Here is a 21367-nt window from a genome sequence, read left to right as displayed (position 1 = left end):
GATGGTCACGTCGGGCCGCCGCGTCCGGAGGGTTGCGTCAGGCCGCGCCGGGCAGTTGCGCCCGGCGCGGCCCCGCGACGGTCGAGCGGTGGTCGCCGCTCGGTCACCGCTGGGTCACTCGTTGGGCAGGAGCACCCAGAGGACCAGGTAGACGATGAACTGCGGGCCGGGGAGGAGGCAGGACAACACGAAGATCAGCCGCATGACGGACGAGGACACGCCGAACCGGCGCGCCAGGCCGGAGCACACGCCGGCGATCCATCGGTCGTCGCGGGGTCGGGCCAATCGGCGGGGCATGTCGCTCACTCCTTGTGTCGGGGTCGGCCGGGCTGGCGCCTCGACCACGGTCAACGGTAGGCAGCGCCGCACCCTCCGCCCTCGGTCTGGAGGGGGAGAAGGCGTCTCACGTTCCCGTAAGGGCACCCCGTACCCGGCTCGGCGCCGCTGTTAACATCGGGGCTCATTCGCCCCCTGCCGACTGTGGCTTGGCGGGTTCTATGGGAGGGATGTCTCGGTGACGCTTGCCGTTTTGTGCGGCAGCACCGGCAACGACCTCGATCCGGCCGCGGCCGGCAGGCTCGCGGACGAGCTGACCGTGGCGCTGACCGCGGCCGGGGCATCGGCAGTGCTGACTCTCTCGCGCGCCGACGTGCCCGCTCAGCTGCGCGAGACCGCCCGGATCGCCGCGGAGGCGAGCGAGCCGCTGCTGCTCTGCGCCGACGATCTCGTCGCCCATCCCAGTCTCCTGTGGACGCTCGCGACCGAGCCGGCGGGGCGCAGCACCGCGCTGGTGGCGGCCACCGGCACCGGCACGGGCGGTGACCTCCGGGAGGACCGGGGCCGGCTCGTGGCGGCCGGGGACGGTCCCGTCCGGTTCCTCGGCGCGGTCTGCGTGGCCCCCGCCGATCTCGGGCTGCTGGCCACGGCCGCTCGCGAGGCGGCCGAGGCCGCGGAGCGCGGCGGTGACGCCGATGTCCTGACGCGGCGGGCCACCGGCAACGCGGTCGACGCCCTGATGCCCGCGCTGCTCGGCGCGGGGCTGGTGCCGATCGCGACCCGGGTACGCCTGCTGCACGCCGAGCGGGTGCACACCGACGCCGCCCTCTCCGGTGCTCGCGCCGCGGTCGCCGCCGTGGACGAGGACAAGGCGCTGCTGCGGCTCGCCGTGAAGGAGAAGGACGACTTCTTCACCACGTACGCCGTGAGCAGTTGGTCACCTTTGGTCACGAAGCTGTGCGCCCGTGCGGGCCTCACGCCCAGCGGCGTCACCGCGCTGTCAGTGCTGTTCGCCGTGGCTGCCGCGTTGTCGTTCTGGCAGGCGTCGCGGCCGGCGATGGTGATCGGCGCGGTGCTGCTCTACCTGGGCTTCGTCCTGGACTGCGTCGACGGGCAGCTGGCCCGCTACACCCGGCGGTTCGGGGCGTTCGGCGGGTGGCTCGACACGATGGCCGACCGCGCGAAGGAGTACGCGGTCTACGCCGGCCTCGCCGCGGGCGCGGAACGGGTGGGGCTGCCGTACGCGTGGCCCCTGGCGATCACGGCAATCGTGCTGCAGACGGTCCGGCACATGACCGACACCTGGTACGGCGCCCTGCACGACGAGGCGGCGGCCCGGCAGGCGGTCGGCACCGCGGGCAACACCGACGCGGGCGGCGGGGTGGGTGCCAAGCTGAGCCGCGCCTCGAACAAGGTGCAGGCGGACACCGGGTCGGTCGCGTACTGGCTGAAGCGGATCGTGGTCTTCCCGATCGGCGAGCGGTGGGCGCTGATGGCGATCCTCGCCGCCGTCACGAACGGGCGGGTCGCGTTGATCGCCGTGGTGGCGTGGGGGTTGCTGGCCGCGGCGTACACGCTGGCCCTGAGGTCTCTGCGGTCGGTCTCGATGCGCGTCGGCGTGCTGGACACGGTCGACACGTCGCGGCATCGCGACGACGGCCGGCTGGTGCGCGGCACGGTGAGCGCCGCCAACCTGTCCCGGCCGCTGGTGTGGGCCGCGCTGGCGGCCGTCGCCCCGTTGGTCCTGATCGGTGCGGTGGCCGCGGACGTGGTGCCGCGCGGCACCCGCTGGGGCTCGTGGTGGGGCGGTGACCTGCACGTCGAGCTGGTCCGCGCGGGTGGTGCCGGGGTCTGGCTCGTCGTCGCGGCGCTGCTGGTGCTCAGCGCCGGCGCCGCGGCCCGGTCGTCGCACGGCGGGCCGCTGGACTGGCTCGTGCCGGCCGGTCTGCGCGCCGCCGAATACCTGATGGCGGTGGCCGTCGCGCTGATCTGCGAGGTTCCGCCGGCGGTGCTGTTCGCGTTGCTGTTCGCGCTCGCGCTGCACCACTACGACCTGACCGCCCGGATGGAGAAGGGCGCGCCCGGCCTCGCCGGGAAGCCGGCCCTGCTCGGCTGGGACGGGCGGGTGCTCCTGCTGGTGATCTTCGCGCTGGCGGGCGTCGCCACGGCCGGGGAGCTGCTGCTCGCCGCCGCGGTCGGCGTGCATTTCCTCACGGGGGCTGTCCAGGACTGGCGAACCGGAGGAAGACGATGACCCTGCTCAGCGTGGTGCTGCCCGTCTACAAGGTGCAGGGCTATCTGAGCCAGGGCCTGGACTCGCTGCTGGAGCAGCCGTTCGCCGACTTCGAGATCGTCGCGGTGGACGACTGCTCGCCCGACAACAGCGGCGCGATCCTCGCCGAGTACGCCGCCCGCGACCCCCGCGTCCGCGTCGTCTCCCTCGCCGAGAACGTCGGCCTGGGCCGGGCGCGCAACGCCGGGCTGGACCACGCGACGGGCGAGTACGTGTGGTTCGTCGACAGCGACGACTGGCTGGCGCAGGGCGCGCTGACCGCGGTGGCCGACCGGCTCGCCGACACGGACGCGGACGTGCTGATCGTCGGCTTCGACCGGGTGCACTGGGACGGCCGGGTCACGCCGTCCGGCTCGGTGAAGGCGCTCGCCGAGGCGCCCGAGTCGTTCACGGTCGAGCAGTGGCCGCGGGTGCTGAACGTCCTGCACGTCGCCTGGAACAAGGTCGTCCGCCGGGATCTGCTGCTCAAGCTGGGCTTCCGCTTCGAGGAGGGCTGGTACGAGGACGTCTCGTTCACCTTCCCGCTGCTCTCGGCCGCACCGCGGATCAGCGGCCTGGCCCGCGTCTGCGTGCACTACCGGCAGCGCCGGACCGGGGCGATCACCCGGACGCTGGGCGACCGGCACTTCGAGATCTTCGATCACTGGGCGCACGCCATGGCCCTCGTGGACCAGTACGCCGACCGGCCGCAGGCGCTGCGCCCGGCGCTGTTCCAGCGGATGATCTGGCACTACCTGACGGTGCTGCGCAACGCCCAACGGGTGAAGAAGGCGTCCCGCAAGCGCTTCTTCGACCGGATCACCGCGGACTTCCACCGTTACAAGCCGGCGCAGGGCTACGAGGTGCCGCCGGGCGCCCAGGGCCTGCGGCACAGGTTCGTCGCGCGCGGGTCGTTCTTCGCGTTCCGCACCCTGCAGCGGGCCATCGGCGTGGTCAAGTCCACCGAGCGGGTGCGCAAGATGCCGCTGGTGAAGACGAAGGGCCTGGTCAAGCGGGTACGCCAGGCCGCGTACCGGGCCTACTACAAGCTCCAGCTCCGGCTGCCCGTGGACGACCGGCTCGCCCTGTACGCGGCGTACTGGTATCGCGGGGTGACCTGCAACCCGGCGGCGATCGCGAGCAAGGCGGAGGAGCTGGCCCCCGGGGTCCGCAACGTCTGGGTCGTCGGCCGGGCCCGGGCCGCGTCGGTGCCGCCCGGCACCGACTACGTGGTCGCGGGCTCGCTCGCGTACTACCGTGCGCTGGCCCGCGCGCGCTGGCTGGTCAACAACGTGAACTGGCCGAACTGGGTCGTCAAGCGGCCGGGCGCGACGCACGTCATGACCCATCACGGCACCCCGCTGAAGATGATGGGCATGGACCAGGCCGACCACCCGGCTGCCGCGAAGGATCAGAACTTCCACGCCCAGATGCGCCGCGCGGACCGCTGGGACTTCAGCATCACGGCGAACGCGCACACCACGATCGCGTGGGAGCGGGCGTACCCGTGCCGGTACGAGACCCTCGAGGTCGGCTACCCGCGCAACGACCGGCTGGCGGGCGCGACGCCGGCCGACGCCGCCGCCGTGCGGGAGAAGCTCGGGATCCGGCCGGACGAGCGGGTGATCCTCTACACGCCGACGCACCGGGAGTGGCTGCCGCGCGGCCGGCAGGTGCTCGACGTCGAGGCCTTCGCCGAGCGGCTGGGCCCGGACACCGTGCTGCTGGTCCGCGCTCACTACTTCTACGTGGCCGCCGATCAACGGGTGCAGACGCGGCGTGGGCGGGTCGTGGACGTGTCGGCGTACCCGGTGGTGGAGGACCTCTATCTCGCGGCCGACGTGATGATGACCGACTATTCGTCGGCCATGTTCGACTTTGCGGTGCTCGACCGGCCGCTGGTGATCTACGCGCCGGACTGGCAGGCGTACCGGGAGCTGCGCGGGGTGTACTTCGACCTCATGGAGCTGCCGCCCGGGGAGGTCGCCACGACCTTCTCCGGCCTGGTGGACCTCTTCGCCGACGGCTCGTACGCGAGCGCCGGCGCGGCGGCGAAGCGGGCGCGGTTCCGGGAGCGCTTCTGCTACCTGGACGACGGCAAGGCGGCCGAGCGGGTGGTGCGCCGGGTTCTGCTCGGCGAACTGGCCGGTTAATTTCCTGATTCGGGGAAACCCGGTCCCACCTGCACTGGAAGCGACGTACGCGGCTGGCCTGCGGCAACGATCTCAATTATCGATCTTGTCACGGCATTCATGAGTGTGACGGTCCGGTGACTCACGGCGAATGGCCGTTCACCCGATGGCAACCATCGATGCGTCTGGTCACGCTAAGCCATCGTCGCAGCTCATATGCAGGAGGTTGACGGTGTCCACCGTCGCGCTCAAGGACGTCACGAAGGTCTGGCCGGACGGGACCGTGGCCGTCGACAAGGTCAGCCTCGATGTGCAGGACGGCGAGTTCATGGTCCTGCTGGGCCCGTCCGGATGCGGCAAGTCGACGGTGCTGCGCATGATCGCCGGGCTTGAGGACCCGAGCGACGGCGCGATCCTGCTCAACGGCGAACCGGTGATGGACCTGGCGCCCCGGGACCGGCAGATCGCCATGGTCTTCCAGGACTTCGCCCTGTACCCGCACATGACGGTCGGGGACAACATCGGCTTCCCGCTCAAGCTCTCCCGCGTCGAGCCGGGCTCGCGCGGTGAGCGGATCGGCGACGTGGCCAGCGCGCTCGGCATCGGCGACGTGCTGGGCCGCAAGCCGGCGCAGCTCTCCGGCGGCCAGCGGCAGCGGGTCGCGATGGGCCGGGCCATCGTGCGCCGTCCCGGCCTCTTCCTCATGGACGAGCCGCTGTCGAACCTGGACAGCGGGCTGCGGGCCGAGCTGCGCGCGGAGATCACCGGCCTGACCCGGGAGCTCGGCGTCACCACCATGTACGTCACGCACGACCAGGCCGAGGCGCTCACCATGGCCGACCGCGTCGCGATCATGCGTCGCGGCGTGCTGCAGGACATCGGCACCCCGACCGAGGTGTACGGCCGCCCCGCGACCCTCTACGTCGCGGCGTTCCTCGGCTCGCCCCGGATGAACCTGCTCGAGGCCTCGGTCTACGTGCACCTCGACCGCTACATCGCCCTGAACCTCGGCGAGCAGGCGCTCTACCTGCCCTGGACCGACCTGCGTGCGCGGGCCATCGCGCACTACCACGGCGAGCGCATCGTCGTCGGCATGCGGGCCGAGGCGCTCACCCCGGTCGCGCCCGACGCACCGGGCGACGTGCTGCAGGGCCGCATCCGCTACCTCGAGCACCACGGGCACGAGTCGCTGGCGTTCCTCGACATCGGGGCCACCGCGATCGTCGTCGACGAGATGGGCAAGGGCGTCGGGGACGCCGCGCCGACGGGCGGGGCGCTGCGGCGCTTCGGGGGCGCGCTGCAGCGGCTGACCGGGCGTACGGAGCGGGCGGCGCTGGAGCGGGAGGGCCAGGAGAAGGCCTCGGTGCTGAGCGACCCGGGGCGGCACCACCGGCGTCCCGCGGAGCTGGCGGTGCGGCTGGCCCCGTACCCGGCCGTGACGCCGGGGCATCCGCTGGCGGTCGGCGTACGGATGGATGCGCTTCACTTCTTCGACGAGCGCGGCGACCGCATCGACATCGGCTGGCGCTGAATCACCCTTTCTTGCACCTTCTGAAGGGTGCGGCCGCTCGACGCTCCGGTGCCGTTGACACGGTGCCGTATCGTTCGCCGCACGTCGGTGCGAGGGCGTATCGACGTCCAACCCCAGAAGGGTGGCGATGATGGCGAACGCGTCCGGACTGTTGGTGATCGAGCGGATCCTGCGCGACCGGCAGGGCATCTGGCAGCAGGTGGTCGAGGATCGGTCGTTGTCCAAGCTCACCGGGCAGATGCTCGTGAGCTCGGTGATCGCCCTGGCCTGTTACGGAGCGGTCCTCGGTTCCTTCCACAGTGTCCTGATGGCGCTGACCTCGGCGGTGAAGCTGCCGCTGCTGTTCCTGGTCACGCTGGCGATCTGCCTGCCGACGCTGTACCTGTTCAACCTGGTGTTCGGCGCGCGGCTGTCCGTACGCCAGTCCCTGGCCCTGGTCATGGTGGCACTGACCGTGACCGCGATGCTCGCGCTGGCGTTCGCGCCGATCGCGCTGTTCTTCCTGATCACGGCGCCCGACTACAGCTTCTTCAAGCTCCTCAACGTCGTGATCCTCGCGCTGTCCGCGCTGGTGGGGCTGCGTTTCCTCACCGGCGGCATGCGGGTGCTCAACGAGCACGGCCTGCTGGCGCCCGAGAAGCCCGCCGTGCCGGCCGAGGCTCCGGTGAGCCCGGCCGTCGCGGTGCCGGAGCCCGTCGCCGTCGGCGCGGCAGCCAACGGGACCCCGCCGGCCACGGCACCGGCGCCGCAGCCGCCGGCTGTCCCGCCGGGCTACATGCTGACCCCGATCGGACACCAGCGCCCGGCGCCGCGGCCGGTCAAGCAGCAGGCACCGCCCAGCATGACGCTGCTGTATGTCTGGATCCTGCTGTTCGGCTTCGTCGGCACCCAGCTGGCGTGGACGCTGCGGCCCTTCTTCGGCAGCCCGGGCATGAAGTTCAGCCTGTACCGCGAGATCGACGGCAACTTCTACGCCGAGATCTTCCGGACGCTCTCGCACCTGTTCTGACCCGATTTCCCGGGCTGCACGACTGCCACGGAGGCGGTACACAGCGTAGGCTGCTCGGCGGTGGAGGAAACCGTCGACCACGAAGTGCTGCGTCCGGCTCCGGGCAGGGAGCCCTCGGGCGCCCCCTCGGCGTACGGAGAAACCGGCCCGCTGCTCGACCGGGTGTTCGGGCGCGACGACATCACCGTCCTGCGGCACGAGGTGCTCCAGCACCTTGAACGCGGCCTGCTCAGCGACCGCCTCGACGGTTTCGTGCTCGCGGTCAACGAGGTGATCACGAACGTCGTCCTGCACGCCGGCGGCAGCGGCCGGCTGGTGCTGACCCGCACGGGGGACTCGGTGTGGTGCACGGTCACCGACGCCGGCCCCGGCATTCCCGAGCGGTTCCGGCGGCCACCCGCGGTGCCGGCGGCCTTCGAGGACGGCGGCCGGGGGATCTGGCTGGCGTACCAGCTGTGCGACGAGGTCACGATGGCGACCGGCCCGATCGGGACAACTATCGGACTGCGGGTCGCCCTGCCCGGCCGGCATACCACGTCCGACCTGGTCAATGGGGCTTCGACCGGAAGCTGAACCACGGATGAAACGCCGTGGAAATGTCGACAACGGCATTCAAGCGCGTCGGCCGACGCGGGCGACTACATTAGGCCGGTGCTCGGACTACCTCCTCATGTGACGGCATGCCTTTTCGATCTCGACGGCGTGCTCACCCAGACCGCCCTGGTCCACAACGCGGCGTGGAAACAGACCTTCGACGCGTTCCTCCAGGACTGGTCCGCCCGGCACGGGCAGCCCTTTGTGCCGTTCGACACCGGTGCCGACTATCACCGGTACGTCGACGGCCGGCAGCGCGCCGACGGGGTCCGCACGTTCCTCGCCTCGCGGGGCATCACCCTGCCCGAAGGCGCGCCCGAGGACGGTCCCGACGAGGAGACCGTCAACGGCGTCGGTAACCGCAAGAACTTGCTGGTCCTGCAGAAGATCCGTGAGGGCGCCGTACAGGTCTACCCCGGATCCGTGGACTACCTGCACGCCGCGAAGGACGCGGGTCTGCGCCGCGCCGTGGTGTCGGCGAGCGCCAACTGCAAAGACGTGCTGGAAGCAGCCAAGATCGCTGATCTCCTCGAGGCGCGCGTGGACGGCGTGACGGCTCGTGCGGAACAATTGCCCGGTAAGCCCGCGCCGGACACGTTCCTCTACGGCGCCAAGCTGCTCGGCATCCCCCCGGAGAACTGCGCTGTCTTCGAGGATGCGCTCGCCGGCGTCGAGGCCGGCCGGGCCGGCGGGTTCGGCATCGTGATCGGCGTTGACCGGGTGGGTCAGGCCGACGCTCTGCGGGAGCACGGCGCCGACATCGTGGTGCAGGACCTCGCCGAACTGCTCACCCGGTAACACCCCCATATCTGACTTTCTCTTTCTCAGTTGCGAGAGGCACCACCGTGATCCGTGAACGGGCCTATCCCGTCGACCCCTGGCACATCCGGGAAACCCGGCTGGACCTTGATCTCCTGGCCCAGTCCGAGTCGGTCTTCGCCCTGGCCAACGGCCACATCGGCATCCGCGGGAACCTGGACGAGGGCGAGCCGCACGGCCTGCCCGGCACCTACCTCAACTCGTTCTACGAGCTGCGGCCGCTGCCGTACGCGGAGGCCGGCTACGGCTTCCCCGAGTCGGGGCAGACCATGGTGAACGTCACCAACGCCAAGCTCATGCGGCTGCTGGTGGACGACGAGCCGTTCGACGTGCGCTACGGCGAGCTGCGGTCCCACGAGCGCACGCTCGACCTGCGGGCGGGCACGCTGGAGCGGACCGTGGAGTGGGTGTCGCCGTCCGGCCAGGCGATCCGCGTGCGCACCGTACGCATGGTCTCCTTCACCCAGCGGTCCGTCGTCGCGTTCCTCTACGAGGTCGAGCCGATCGACGCCTCCGCCCGGCTGATCCTGCAGTCGGAGCTCGTCGCCAACGAGCAGCTGCCCCCGACCAGCAAGGACCCGCGCGTCGCCGCGGTGCTCGACCACCCGCTGCAGGCCGAGGAGATGCTCGAGCAGCGCACCGGCGGCCTGCTCGTGCACCAGACCAAGGCCAGCGGGCTGCGGATGGCCGCGGCGATGGAACACCTCGTCGACGCGCCCGGCAAGCACGCCATCACCACCGAGGGCCACCCCGACTGGCTGCGCACCACGGTCGCCTGCAAGCTCGAGCCCGGCCAGAAGCTGCGGGTGGTCAAGCTCGCCGCGTACGGCTGGTCCAGCCACCGCTCGCTGCCCGCCGTGCGTGACCAGGTCGGCGCCGCCCTCGCCAGCGCGCGCCTCGACGGCTGGGACGGCCTCATCGAGGCCCAGCGCGAGTACCTCGACGAGTTCTGGGACCACTCCGACGTCAAGGTCGAGGGCGACCCGGAGGTGCAGCAGGCGGTCCGCTTCGGGCTGTTCCACACGCTGCAGGCCGGTGCCCGCGCCGAGCAGCGGCCGATCGGCTCCAAGGGCCTCTCCGGCCCCGGCTACGACGGCCACACGTTCTGGGACGCCGAGACGTTCGTGCTGCCCGCCCTCACGTACACCCAGCCCTCGGCGGCCGCGGACGTGCTGCGCTGGCGGCACTCCACGCTGGATCTGGCCAAGGAGCGCGCGCAGACCCTCGGGCTGCAGGGCGCAGCCTTCCCGTGGCGCACCATCCGCGGGCAGGAGTGCTCGGCGTACTGGCCGGCGGGCACGGCCGGCTTCCACATCGGCGCCGACATCGCCGACGCGGTCCGCCGCTACGTCTCGGCCACCGGCGACTACGACTTCGAACGTGAGGTCGGCCTGGAGCTGCTCGTCGAGACCGCCCGGCTGTGGCGTTCGCTGGGCCACCACGACCGCCACGGCCGCTTCCACATCGACGGCGTCACCGGCCCGGACGAGTACACGGCGGTGGTGGACGACAACGTCTACACCAACCTGATGGCGCAGCAGAACCTGTTCGCGGCGGCGGATGCGGCCAAGCGCCACCCCGACCTGGCCCGCAAGCTGGGCGTGGACGACGAGGAGTCGGCGTCGTGGCGGGACGCGGCGGCTGCCGTGCACATCCCGTACGACCGTGAGCTGGGCGTGCACCAGCAGTCGGAGGGCTTCACGCGCCTGCAGGAGTGGGACTTCGAGAACACTCCGCCGGAGGCGTACCCGCTGCTGCTCAACTACCCCTACTTCGACCTCTACCGCAAGCAGGTGGTGAAGCAGGCGGACCTCGTCATGGCGATGTACATCCGCGGTGACGCGTTCACCCCGGAGGAGAAGGCGCGCAACTTCGCCTACTACGACGCCCGTACGGTCCGTGACTCCTCGCTGTCGGCCTGCGTCCAGGCCGTCATCGCGGCGGAGGTGGGCCACGTCGAGCTGGCCCACGACTACCTGGGCGAAGCGGCCCTGATGGACCTGCACGACCTGCACCAGAACGCCCGCGACGGCGTCCACGTGGCGTCGCTGGCGGGCTCCTGGATCGCCCTCGTGGCGGGCCTGGGCGGCATGCGCGACTACAACGGCCAGCTCTCGTTCGCCCCGCGCCTGCCGAGCCGCATCAACAACCTGGAGTTCTCCCTGCTCTGGCGCGGCCTGCGACTCCGCGTCGAGGTGGCACCGACCGAGGTCACGTACTCGCTCCGCAACGGCGGCGGCTCGGCCCGCCTCGACCTCATCCACCACGGCAAGGAAGTGACGATCACCCAGGTCAAGCCGGTCGTCCTGCCGATCCCCCCGGCCCCGCCCACCGGCCCGGCCCCGACCCAGCCGGCCGGCCGGGCCCCGGTCCGCCGCGCCACAGGCTCGTAACTTCGAAAGATCAAGATCAAGATGTCGTAGCTCGGCGGGTGGTACAGACCGCAACTCCCGTCGAGGCCGGCCGGGGGCCCAGCATCCGCTGGCCCTCGGCCTTCTTTCTCCGTGCCTGGTCTCAGGCTCGCTCCGCCTCGCCCCCCATCAACACCGGCACGTGCACCCCACCCCACCGCCCCTCCCCGAACGCACAGGGCAGCCATCACCTTCGCCGCGGCGATGAGTGGATCCCCGACGCTCGTTCCGCCTCGACCAGCTGCCGCCGTACCCGGATCCCCGGTGCTTGCTCTGCCTCGTGCGTGGGACAGCCGCCGGCCGGCCACCGCGATGAGCGGATCCCCGGCGCTGGCCCTGCGTCAGGTGCGTCAGCGGTTGTCGGCCAGCCACCGCGATGAGCGGATCCCCGGCGCTGGCCCTGCGTCAGGCGCGTCAGCGGTTGTCGACCGGCCACCGCGATGAGCGGATCCCCAGCGCTGGCCCTGCGTCAGACGCGTCAGCGGTTGTCGACCGGCCACCGCGATGAGCGGATCCCCAGCGCTCGCCCTGCGTCAGACGCGTCAGCGGTCGTCGACGGCCACCACGAGGCAGGCTGCGCGCTCACCGTCGCGGCACACCACGTCGACCCGGTCATGAGCCCCCGGCGCTTGTGCTGCCTCGCGGTCTCGCCGCTTCGGTGAGTGGCTTCCCCGGCGTCTATTCCGGGCGCTTCCCTAGCGCTTCCTCCGGGGCGTCCCTAGCAGTTTCCCCGGGGCTTCCCCGCCGCTCCCGCTGCCTCCTGCCGGCTCAGCGACCGCTGAACCGCCCCCACCATTCGTCGTCGATCACGATCTCGCCGCTGTCAAACATCTTCCGCACAAACTCGGACGAATCAACCGCCCGCGCCACACCCCGCCGAGCCGCGGCGACCACCTCCTCAGGCAACACCACACCGTGAGCCTCGACGTAGTGGCTGAGCCCCTCCGGCCAGACGAAAAGCTCACCATCAGTGACCTCCCCACTGCCATTGGCGACCCCGCACACTCGGCACGGCGAACGCCCAGCGGCAGCAGCGAAAAGGGTCCCCGACCGCAGATACGCAGCCACTGCACTGTCCGCCCCGCCAGCCCCCGTGCCCATGAAGTCCCGCACGTCCGGCCAGCGCATCGCGTCGCGATCCCCGCGCCAGTACCCGATCAGCCGAAGAACCTTCCGAGCCATCCGCACCACCGATCGTCGCAGCAATTCCGTCCGCGATAACGGTAGCCAAATACCTACCGCTTTCCGCGCCACCCGTCGCGATAACGGTGAGCCTCTCTTCACCGCTTTCTGTGCCCCGCCGCCTGCCACCAGCCCGGGCGGTTGACCCATTACCGGCCAGCAGCGACCGCGACGGCCGGCGGTAGCAGGTCGCTTTCTGAGGTCGCTTGAAGAATCGATACCAGTGTCAATTTTCGCCGCCGGTGCCGGTGATTCACCCTCCACCGTTGTGGTGACGTCAGCGGCTGCTACTGGCTCGGCCCAGTCGACACCCGGACCCGCCGCCAGTCGGGCAGCACCTTGCGCCTCTACCGGCGGGACGGCAGGCACGTCCGAACGCCCCGGACGCTCCCGCTGTGGACGGCGAAACGTCGGCGGCTTCGGCTCCGAGGCAGCTGCACTCCGATGCGTCATCGACCGTGCCGGGCTGCCTTCTTGTACCGGTTGCGTTGGGCCGGGCTCGTATGTTGGCTGCGCTGGATTCCGCTCGTGCCCTGGTCGCGCCGAGCAGCTCCCGTGTACCGGTGGCGTTGGGTCCAGCCCGTGGGGTGGCTGCTGGGCTGAGCCCCGCTCGTTCCCTAGTCGCGCTGAACTCCGCTCGTGCCCTAGTCGTGCTGGACCGCGCTCGCGCTCCGGTCGTGCCGGGCTGCGCCCGTCCAATGGCCGGTCCGGGCGGCGATCGTCGTGCAGGCGGCGCAGCTTCGTGGCGTGCCTCCGTGCCAACCCCCAGGCCCGATGACGAGCATGCTCTCGGCGGAACTCCTCCCGTGCGGGCGAATAGCCACGTGACGCGGTCCGGTCCCGCATCGCGGCCAATTCCGCCACCGAGAAAAGCTCTAGCTGCCGCATGGAAAAATTGTTCCGCACCCCGTCTGCCACTTCCATTAAATGATCACCTGAAAAAGGGGATGACTGTCACAGATAAGTGGTCACCCAGCTTCGATAAACTCAGGTGAGTTGGACCGGAAAGGGGTTCCGTTGAAGCGCCGACAGCAGCTGGACGCCACGAATAGCCAAGGTGACGCCAAGGCCTTGTCGTCGCTAGCAAGACCGGCGAGACGCGCGCATCCATGGCCACCTCACGAGCCATGCCGGGGCTCAGCCGGCACGAAGCCGTCACGGGCGCACTGAGAGGGCAGCTGGCGCAAGGCAGGGGAGGAGTGTGTGTGGCGAAGAGTGCGGCGGCTGAAGGTCGGGCGCAGCATGCCGACTTGATGCCGGCCGCAATAGTCCGGAATGACGGTTCCCGGTAGGCATTGCGACTCTGAGCCGCAGGCAGTACTGGGACTCGCGGTTGCACGCAGCGCTCGGGCAGGGGGAGTGCCTGAGCAAGGCCGGGCAGTGCTCGGTGGGCCGGGCTGCGCTGAGCGGGACGGGCAGCGGCGAGCAGTGACACCGAGAACGGCCGGACGCGGCCGGGCGGTCCGGGCAGCGCTGGGCAGGCTGTGCCGAGGGGGCCGGGGAGCGGCGGGCTGTGCCGGGCGGTCCGGGCAACGCTGGGCAGGCTGTGCCGGGCGGTCCGGGCAGCGCTGGGCAGGCTGTGCCGGGCGGTCCGGGCAGCGCTGGGCAGGCTGTGCTGAGCGGGTCGGGGAGCGGCGGGCTGTGCCGGGCGGTCCGGGCAGCGCTGGGCAGGCTGTGCTGAGCGGGTCGGGGAGCGGCGGGCTGTGCCGGGCGGTCCGGGCAGCGCTGGGCAGGCTGTGCTGAGCGGGTCGGGGAGCGGCGGGCTGTGCTCAGCGGGCCGGGCTGTGGCGGGCTGTGCTGAGCGGGCCGGGTGGTGGGACCGAGAGGGGGCGGGTAAGGCCGGCGGACAGGGCTGGGCGGATGAGCAGCGCCGGCGCTCCGGAGGACACGGGCGGCGCCCGGGGCGCCTCGGACCGCCTCGGACGCCTTGGTGGCGGTTGGGTTGATGGCGGCAGCCGTGTGTGTGGGGGGCGTTGCAGCGAGAAGCCCCCGTGCCCCTCGCTGAGGCGGGGGCATGGGGGCTTCTGGCGTCCTGTGGGGGCGGCTAGAGCATGGAGACGTGGACGTGGTCTGTGTGGTTGCTGACCCCGTGGTAGTTCTTCCAGCCTGTTGCCGGGAACCAGATCATGCGGTTCCAGATGACGTAGAGGATGCCTAGGCGGTCGGCGTTGCGGACCAGGAAGGCCATCAGGTTGTTGCCGTACTCGCGGGTGTCCTGGTTGTGCCAGGGGGAGAAGCCGCTCTTCTGCAGGGACCAGTCGCAGGCGCGGCCCTTGGGGTGTTCGAACGGACCGCCGTTGCGGTGGCAGCCCACGAAGCGGTTGAAGCCCGCCTTCTTGACTTCCTTGTACATGTGCAGCGTGCGGGCGGTGATGCAGCCGCTCGTCGTCGGGTCGTTGACGTTGCAGGCCTCGGGGCCGAACTCGCCGTCGGCGTTGCGGGGGGCGGGGGCCGCCTTCGGGGAGTTGGCGAGGACGAAGCCGCCGGTCACGGTGTCGCCGCCGACCAGGTTGAGGGCCTTCTCCGCCGATTCCTTCTGCTTCTGCATCGCCTGGAGGTTCTGCTTCTGCGCCCTGACCTCCTGGTCGAGCCGGGCCTTGGCGGTGGCGACCGCGTCGATGGCCGCGTCGAGCTCGCGGAGCTTGCCGTCGTTGAGGGCGTTGATCTCCTCGAGCGAGACGGCCTTGTCGATGAAGCCGCCGGGCGAGCGCACGTTGAGCAGGAAGCCCATGGTGGACAGGCCGCCGGTGCGGTACTGCTGGGCCGCGACGGCGCCGACCTGGGGCAGCAGCGCGTCGCGCTTGGCCTCGGCGTCCTTGACCTGCAGGGCGAGCGCGAGCTGGTTCTTGGTCGACTTGGCGACCGCCGTCTTCGCCGCGAGATAGCGGCGGCCCGTGCTGTCGAGCACCTCGTTGAGCATGGGGTTGTCGTCGCCGTCGTCAGCGGTCGACGAGTTGCCGCCGCCCGGAGCCGCGCCGGCGGGCGAGGCCGGGGCCGCGATCAGCGAGACCGCGACGAGGGGTGCCAGGGCGAGAACGAGCCACTGGCGTGCTCTTGCCGTCATCCAGTTTCCTTCCGTGTTGCCGCCGACCGGGTTAGCTGACGGGTTCGGGACGGAAGCGATCCCTACCGCTGACTGCGCGGATTCACCCCATTACTACGTGGTTCCCCGGCTCGCCTCTCGGCGATTGAGCGGTGGTCCGCCGGCACCTCGGGGGCGGTGCCTTCTTGGCAGTGACCGGCGGAAAGCTTACCTGACTCCGGGCCGCTCCTCAGGACTCGCGACGCTCGAAGAATCTGTTACGGCGCAACGACTTTCCGTCACCACTCGATGGAATGACGCAGGTCATACCGCGTAACCCCCCATCAATGTGACTCGTTCCATTTTCTCCCGTGCAATCTGACGATGCGTGTTCATTACGCGACCGAGAGTGCGACACCTGTCGATAAGGCGAATCGATGGGTAGTGTTCGTCACGGTTCCATCACGGAATCGCCGCCCAATCGCCGCGAGGCGAGCCGGGGACCCATCCGGTAATGGGGTGAATCCGCAGGTCGCGGTAGGGATCACTTCCGTCCCGAACCCGTCAGCTAACCCGGTCGGCGGCCGACGGAAGGAACGTACGTGAGGCTCCACCCTGTCCGCCGGCGATTAGCCACGGTGCTCGCCGTCCTCGCCGCCACCACGGGGCTGGCACTCGTCGCCCCGGCCGCGGCCACCGCGGCTCCCCGCCCGCTCGCCGCGCCCGGAGACTCCGGCGACGACGGTGAGGGCGGCTCCAAGTCGCTCGTCGAACAGCTGGAGGCCGCCTCCAAGGGCTTCGTCGAGGCGAAGGAGGCGCTCGACCGCTCGAAGCAGCGTCAGCAGCAACTGGCGACGCGCCTCAAGGAGATCGACGCCGAGCTCGGGCCGAAGCAGGGCGCGCTGGACGACATCGTCCGGCAGTCGTACCGCACCGGTCGGCTGGGCCCGATGAGCGCCCTGCTCACGGCGGACTCCACCGACGGCCTGCTGGACCGGGTGGCGACGCTGCAGACGGTCGCGGTGAAGCAGGACCGCGCCATCCGGGATCTCAAGGACGCGCGTACCAAGCAGGCACAGGCCAAGGCCGCGATCGACGCCGAGATCCGCGACCAGCAGCGCCAGGTCACCATCATGGCCAAGCGCAAGGCGCAGGCGGAGAACGCGCTGAAGGCGGCCAACGCGGCCGCCGATGACGAGGGCTCCGCGTCGAGCGGCTCGAACGGGTCCGGCAGCAGTGGCAGCAGCTCCCGGGCGTCGGCGGCGCCGCGCAACTCCGACGGTTCGCTGCCCGACGAGTCGTGCAGCGTCAACGACCCGACCACCAGCGGGTGCATCACGCCGCGCACGCTGCACGCGATGCAGGAGGCGCAGCGGGCGGGCTTCAACCACTACGTGGCCTGCTTCCGCCATCAGAACAGCGGTGAGCATCCGAAGGGCCGGGCGTGCGACTTCGCCGCCGACAAGAACGGCTTCGGCGGCGTGGCTTCCGGCAGCAGCCGGGACTACGGCAACCGGCTGGCGAACTACTTCATCAACAACGCGAGCCGGCTGGGCGTGCTCTACGTGATCTGGTTCAGACGCATCTGGCTGCCGAGCAGCGGCTGGAAGGCGTACAGCCGGGGCAACGGGGACCCGTCCAGCGACCACACGAACCACGTGCACCTGTCGATGCGGTAACCGTACGGACACAGAAGGGGCGGCCCGAGGGCCGCCCCTTCTCAGCAGACGACGTCACTTCTTGACGAAGGACTCGTACTCCTTGAGCACTTCCTCGGTGGGCCCGTCGCCGCGGATCAGGCCCGACTCGAGCCAGATGCAGCGCTCGCAGGTGTCCCGGATCGACTGCTCGCTGTGGCTCACCAGGAAGACCGTGCCGGCCTCGGCACGCAGGTCACGGACCCGCTGCTCGCTGCGCTTGCGGAACTTGGCGTCGCCGGTGGCCAGCGCCTCGTCGATCAGCAGCACGTCGTGCTTCTTCGCGGCGGCGATGGAGAAGCGCAGCCGGGCGGCCATGCCGGACGAGTACGTCCGCATCGGCAGCGAGCTGAAGTCGCCCCGCTCGTTGATGCCGGAGAAGTCGATGATGTCCTTGACCTGCGACTTCACCTGGGCCGGGGACATGCCCATGGCCAGGCAGCCGAGCACCACGTTGCGCTCGCCGGGCAGGTCGTTCATCAGGGCCGCGTTGACGCCGAGCAGCGACGGCTGGCCCGCGGCGTAGATGGCGCCCTTCTCCACCGGCAGCAGGCCCGCGATGGCCCGCAGGAGCGTGGACTTGCCCGACCCGTTCGTGCCGATGAGGCCGATCGCCTCACCCTTGTACGCGACGAAGCTCACACCCTTGATGGCGTGCACTTCGCGCAGCGTGGCGGGCTTCGTGCCGGTGACGATCCGCTTGAAGCTGGCGATCGGGCTGCCCGTACCGGCGCTGCCGGCCTGGTGGACCCGGTAGACGACGTGCGCGTCGTCCACGATCACGGTGGGTTCGCGCTGGTCAGCCACGACCGTACCCCTTCTCTCCGCGCCAGAAGTAGACGTATCCGCCGATGCCGACCGCGACGGTCCAGCCGATGGCCTCGAGCCACAGCACCATCGGGCTCGCGGCGAGCGGCACGTCCTCCATCAGCGCGTGGCGCATCAGGTCGATGAAGACGAGCAGCGGGTTGGCCTCGACGATCGCGAGCTTCCAGCCGCTGAGGTGATCGGTGAAGCGGGTGACCGGGTAGAGCACGGCCGAGCCGTACAGCCAGATCCGCATGATGAACGGGACGAGCTGCTTGAAGTCGGCGACCTTGGAACCCAGCCGGGCGGCGGCCATGGCCAGGCCGGCGTTGAAGACCGACTGGAGCAGGAAGATCGGCACGACCAGCAGCCACTGCCAGGTGATCGCCTCGCCGAAGCTCACCACGATGACCATCAGCACGGCCATCGAGGCGAGCATGTTGCGCACCTCGACCATGGTGATCGCCAGTGGCAGGCTGGCGCGCGGGAAGTGCAGCGCGCGGATCAGCCCGAGGTTGCCGCTGATCGCCTGGATGCCGGCCTGCACCACGGACTGGGTGAACTGGAAGATGAAGACGCCGGTGCACAGGTACGCGACGAAGTTGTCGATGTTGTGCTTCGTGTTGAGCACGACACCGAAGATCACGTAGTACACGGCCGCGTTGATCAGCGGGGTCAGCACCTGCCAGACCATGCCGAGCCGCGTCTTGCCCAGCGACGACATCACCTTGGCGTTCGCGTACGAGGCGATGAAGTGCCGGTACGACCACAGCTGCCGCGAGTACGCCGGCAGGCCGGGCAGCCGGCCGGCGGCGGTGAGGCCGTGCCGCCGGGCCAGCTCTCTCAGTGGGATGCCGGTGTCCGAATCGGCGACCGCCGTCTGTGTCATGGGGTGGCGCTCCGATCTGGTCGGTCCGTCGGGGTGGGACCTGGGTGACTTGCGCGGGAACACAGTAAACAGTCTGACGCGATGAAACGCTATCGTATCGACGTTGCGCCGAACTTATCCGACGAAGCGTCGAAACGCAACCGTTGCGTCCTCGCGTATAGTGACCTGGTGGCGACAGCGAAACGCGCACCTGCCGGAGCGGCGGTGCTCCGCGGTGACATCACCGCGGCCATCCGGAACGCGGTGATGAACGAGCTGGCCGAGGTCGGCTACGGGCGGCTGTCCATCGAGGCGGTGGCGCGCCGGGCCGGGGTCGGCAAGACCGCCATCTACCGCCGGTGGAGCAACAAGCTGGAGATGGTCCTCGAGATCGTCTCCGGTGTGGCGGAGCGTAGCGTGCCGATGCCCGACACCGGTAGCTTCGCCACCGACCTGCAACTGCTGATGTTCATCGTCAGCAAGGCGCTGCAGCACCGGATCGCCTCCCAGATCATCCCCGACCTGATGGCCGAGGCCGCCCGGAACCCGAAGATCGCCGAGACGCTGCAGCGCGCGCTGCGTACCCACCAGCTGGCCGTGGGCGAGAAGATCGTCGGTCAAGCGGTCGAGCGGGGGGAGCTGCCCGCCGGTACGGACCCGGAGCTGGCGGTCGACCTCATGCTGGGCCCGCTCTACTGGCGGCTGGCCGTGGCGCGGACCCCGATCGACGACGACTACCTGGAAAATCTGGCATCCTCCGTGACCGGGGCCCTGCGCGCGAGCGTTTAGGGAGCGGCGTTCAGCAGGTCCAGCACGCTGTGCTGGCAGCTGTGGTTGGTGCTGACGTACGGGCCGGCCCAGTGGCTCCCGTACGCATCAAAGCTGTTCCGGTCCTTCGCGTACGCCGAATCCGCCTGCCGCCGCAGGTACGCGTCGTACGGCCGGCCCACCGCCGCATTGAGCACGCCCAGCCCGCGGATGAACGCGCCCTTGAACGTCACCCCGTCGCCGCTGCACTGGTCGGGCTCGTTGGGCTCGCGCAGGATCCCGTTGCTGTTGAGGTAGGTGCTCGTGGTCGCCGCGTCCGCGACCCGTCGCGCCACGGTGAGCGCGTTCGCGTCGCCGGTGAGCCGGTTGAGCTGCACCAACGCGTTGATCAGCACGCCCTGGTTGTAGGTCCACGTGACGTCGCCGTTGTTGCGGCAGGTGCTCATGTTCAGGCCGTCGTTCACGAGGTTCGAGCTGTTGATCATCCCGGTGCCCTGGAACCACGCCCAGCCCGCCTGCGCGCGGCCGCGATAGACGGTGTCCCCGCCGATGCGCTGCGACAACGCCGCGTTGAGCTGGATGTAGAGGCTGTTGGCGATGGCGTTCTTCACCGTACGGGCGGTACTCCAGTAGATGCCGCCACCGCACCGGGTGTCCCAGTACGCGTACATGTGGTCGGCGTCGGCCCGGGCCGTGTTGAGGTAGCGGCTGTCGCCGGTGCGGTCGTACGCGGCGACCCACGCCAGCCCCCACCACCCGCTGTCGTCCAGGTAGTCGTTGCGGAACTGGCCCTGCAGCGCATTGATCTGCTTGTCGTACGTGGTGGCGATCGCGTAGTCGTAGCTGTGCATGCCGGTGATCCGGCTGGTCTCGATGAGCGCGGTCAGCGCGTTCGCGCCGGTCCACCAGCCGTTCGTGTCGAAAAGTCCGTTGTTCCGGTCGTAGCGCATCATGAGCGCGGTGGCCGCGGCGGTACGCCGGTCCGCCGCGTTCCAGTTGCTCCGGGCCCAAGCCGTGCAGACCAGCTCGGGACGGTCGCCGGCCTTGCCGCAGGCCCGCAGCACCCCGACGCCGCGGGTGTTCCAGTCGTCGACGTTGAACATGGCGGTACGCCAGCCGCCGGCGCCGGCGGGGACCGTGGTGTCGCCGAGCCGGCTGTCCCCGGTCCAGCTGCGGCCGCCGTCGAAGGAGCGGTCCAGCCAGACCTGATCTCCGGGCTGCCCGTTGTCGAGCGTCGCCCAGATCATGGCGTCGGCGTCGTCGACGTGCACCTTGAAGGTGCGGCCGTACAGCGTGGCGGAGACGGGGACCCGGTCGCCGGGGGAGAGCGCGGGGTCGCGGCCGTCGCAGTAGCGGTTGCAGACGGTGGCCGCCTGCGCGGCCTGGATGCCCTGGAGCTGCAGGGCGGTGGTGGCGGCGATCGCGGCGAGCGCGATCCACTTCTTGTGGCGCATGGGGATGTCACCTCTCGTGCGGGGGGATACACGTCGGTAACAGTTAATAATGTAGTGAAATCGTTAACAGTCAATGTTCAAGATTTCCTCAGGGGGCCGCCCGGCGGGCCGAAAGGAGGGGTCCCCCGCCCTCCGTACGCCCCCGGAGCACCATGCGAGACATCCGCGTCGACACCACGATCTTCGGTACCGCGTCCCTGCTGGCCCTGGCGCTCGGTGGCAACCAGGACGCCCTGCGGCCCCCGCCGGAGCGGCCCGCCGGCCCGCCCGAGGGCTTCACCGGGCTGTGGCACAACGCCGACGGGACCGTCCGGCTCTGCCTCGCCGCCGACTGGTCGTACGAGGGCAGCGTCGCGGGACGCCGCCGCAGCGTGAAGGGCACGTACCAGCGCGAGGGCTCGCTCATCCTGCTCAGCGACGAATCCGGGCTGCGGACGCCGGTCGTGGTCGCGGAGCACGGCCTCGAGATGGCCGGACATCAGCTCTACAAGGCGTGAGCCGCTAAAAGATCCCGGCGACGGGCCG

Annotated in this window: 16 protein-coding genes and 2 riboswitches; of the genes, 10 read left to right on the top strand and 6 right to left on the bottom strand. The window is 70.3% G+C overall.

Going from position 1 to position 21367, the window contains the following annotated elements; genetic code table 11:
* Positions 1–114: 114 nt before the first annotated feature.
* Positions 115–297 (bottom strand): PspC domain-containing protein, encoded by a 183-nt coding sequence (locus COUCH_RS37340; RefSeq protein WP_199516980.1) that lies wholly within the window; start codon positions 295–297, stop codon positions 115–117.
* A 217-nt stretch (positions 298–514) separates the two neighbouring features.
* Between COUCH_RS37340 and COUCH_RS37335 the strand changes: the two genes are divergently transcribed.
* From COUCH_RS37335 to COUCH_RS37305, 7 genes are all read left to right on the top strand, one after another.
* Positions 515–2530: a DUF5941 domain-containing protein gene (locus COUCH_RS37335; RefSeq protein WP_249609838.1), complete on the top strand. Its 2016-nt coding sequence runs from the start codon at positions 515–517 to the stop codon at positions 2528–2530.
* Positions 2527–4701 (top strand): bifunctional glycosyltransferase/CDP-glycerol:glycerophosphate glycerophosphotransferase, encoded by a 2175-nt coding sequence (locus COUCH_RS37330; RefSeq protein ID WP_249609837.1) that lies wholly within the window; start codon positions 2527–2529, stop codon positions 4699–4701. Before COUCH_RS37335 ends, COUCH_RS37330 begins: the two co-directional genes overlap by 4 nt.
* 211 nt (positions 4702–4912) lie before the next feature.
* Positions 4913–6211: an ABC transporter ATP-binding protein gene (locus COUCH_RS37325; protein WP_249609836.1), complete on the top strand. Its 1299-nt coding sequence runs from the start codon at positions 4913–4915 to the stop codon at positions 6209–6211.
* A 130-nt stretch (positions 6212–6341) separates the two neighbouring features.
* Positions 6342–7220, top strand: a complete 879-nt coding sequence (locus COUCH_RS37320) for a hypothetical protein (protein WP_249609835.1) — start codon at positions 6342–6344, stop codon at positions 7218–7220.
* A gap of 60 nt (positions 7221–7280) precedes the next feature.
* Complete coding sequence (locus COUCH_RS37315) at positions 7281–7793, top strand: ATP-binding protein (RefSeq protein ID WP_249609834.1); 513 nt, start codon at positions 7281–7283, stop codon at positions 7791–7793.
* Between the two features lie 78 nt (positions 7794–7871).
* Complete coding sequence (locus COUCH_RS37310) at positions 7872–8612, top strand: HAD family hydrolase (RefSeq protein WP_249609833.1); 741 nt, start codon at positions 7872–7874, stop codon at positions 8610–8612.
* 47 nt (positions 8613–8659) lie between these two features.
* Positions 8660–11026: a glycoside hydrolase family 65 protein gene (locus COUCH_RS37305; protein WP_249609832.1), complete on the top strand. Its 2367-nt coding sequence runs from the start codon at positions 8660–8662 to the stop codon at positions 11024–11026.
* Positions 11027–11812: 786 nt separating this feature from the next.
* Here the strand turns inward: COUCH_RS37305 and COUCH_RS37300 are convergent.
* Positions 11813–12226: a hypothetical protein gene (locus COUCH_RS37300; RefSeq protein WP_249609831.1), complete on the bottom strand. Its 414-nt coding sequence runs from the start codon at positions 12224–12226 to the stop codon at positions 11813–11815.
* A 2044-nt stretch (positions 12227–14270) separates the two neighbouring features.
* The gene (locus COUCH_RS37295) at positions 14271–15290 is read right to left on the bottom strand and encodes a coiled-coil domain-containing protein (RefSeq protein WP_249609830.1); all 1020 of its coding nucleotides are present in this window, start codon (positions 15288–15290) and stop codon (positions 14271–14273) included.
* Positions 15291–15294: 4 nt separating this feature from the next.
* Positions 15295–15431, bottom strand: a riboswitch (cyclic di-AMP (ydaO/yuaA leader).
* A gap of 281 nt (positions 15432–15712) precedes the next feature.
* Positions 15713–15847, top strand: a riboswitch (cyclic di-AMP (ydaO/yuaA leader).
* A gap of 3 nt (positions 15848–15850) precedes the next feature.
* Between COUCH_RS37295 and COUCH_RS37290 the strand changes: the two genes are divergently transcribed.
* Positions 15851–16927 (top strand): coiled-coil domain-containing protein, encoded by a 1077-nt coding sequence (locus COUCH_RS37290; RefSeq protein WP_249609829.1) that lies wholly within the window; start codon positions 15851–15853, stop codon positions 16925–16927.
* 54 nt (positions 16928–16981) lie between these two features.
* On the opposite strand, the gene COUCH_RS37285 is transcribed toward COUCH_RS37290, so the two are convergent.
* Together COUCH_RS37285 and COUCH_RS37280 are read right to left on the bottom strand one after the other, a co-directional pair.
* Positions 16982–17752: an ABC transporter ATP-binding protein gene (locus tag COUCH_RS37285; RefSeq protein WP_249609828.1), complete on the bottom strand. Its 771-nt coding sequence runs from the start codon at positions 17750–17752 to the stop codon at positions 16982–16984.
* A complete protein-coding gene (locus COUCH_RS37280) occupies positions 17745–18641 on the bottom strand; it encodes an ABC transporter permease (protein ID WP_249609827.1) in 897 nt (298 codons plus the stop codon). The genes COUCH_RS37285 and COUCH_RS37280 overlap by 8 nt, the downstream gene beginning before the upstream one ends.
* A gap of 165 nt (positions 18642–18806) precedes the next feature.
* On the opposite strand from COUCH_RS37280, the gene COUCH_RS37275 reads away from it, so the two are divergent.
* Positions 18807–19409 (top strand): TetR/AcrR family transcriptional regulator, encoded by a 603-nt coding sequence (locus COUCH_RS37275; protein ID WP_430641022.1) that lies wholly within the window; start codon positions 18807–18809, stop codon positions 19407–19409.
* On the opposite strand, the gene COUCH_RS37270 is transcribed toward COUCH_RS37275, so the two are convergent.
* Positions 19406–20842, bottom strand: coding sequence for a glycoside hydrolase family 76 protein (locus COUCH_RS37270; protein WP_249609825.1), 1437 nt, complete (start codon positions 20840–20842; stop codon positions 19406–19408). The genes COUCH_RS37275 and COUCH_RS37270 overlap by 4 nt on opposite strands.
* Before the next feature lie 152 nt (positions 20843–20994).
* Between COUCH_RS37270 and COUCH_RS37265 the strand changes: the two genes are divergently transcribed.
* Entirely contained in the window at positions 20995–21339 is a 345-nt protein-coding gene (locus tag COUCH_RS37265) for a hypothetical protein (protein WP_249609824.1), read from the top strand.
* Positions 21340–21367 lie beyond the last annotated feature (28 nt).

Origin of the sequence: Couchioplanes caeruleus, from assembly GCF_023499255.1 — a bacterium.
Classification (GTDB): domain Bacteria; phylum Actinomycetota; class Actinomycetes; order Mycobacteriales; family Micromonosporaceae; genus Actinoplanes; species Actinoplanes caeruleus_A.
The sequence above is the reverse complement of the archived record's forward strand: the minus strand, read 5'-3'. Positions and strand labels throughout refer to the sequence as shown.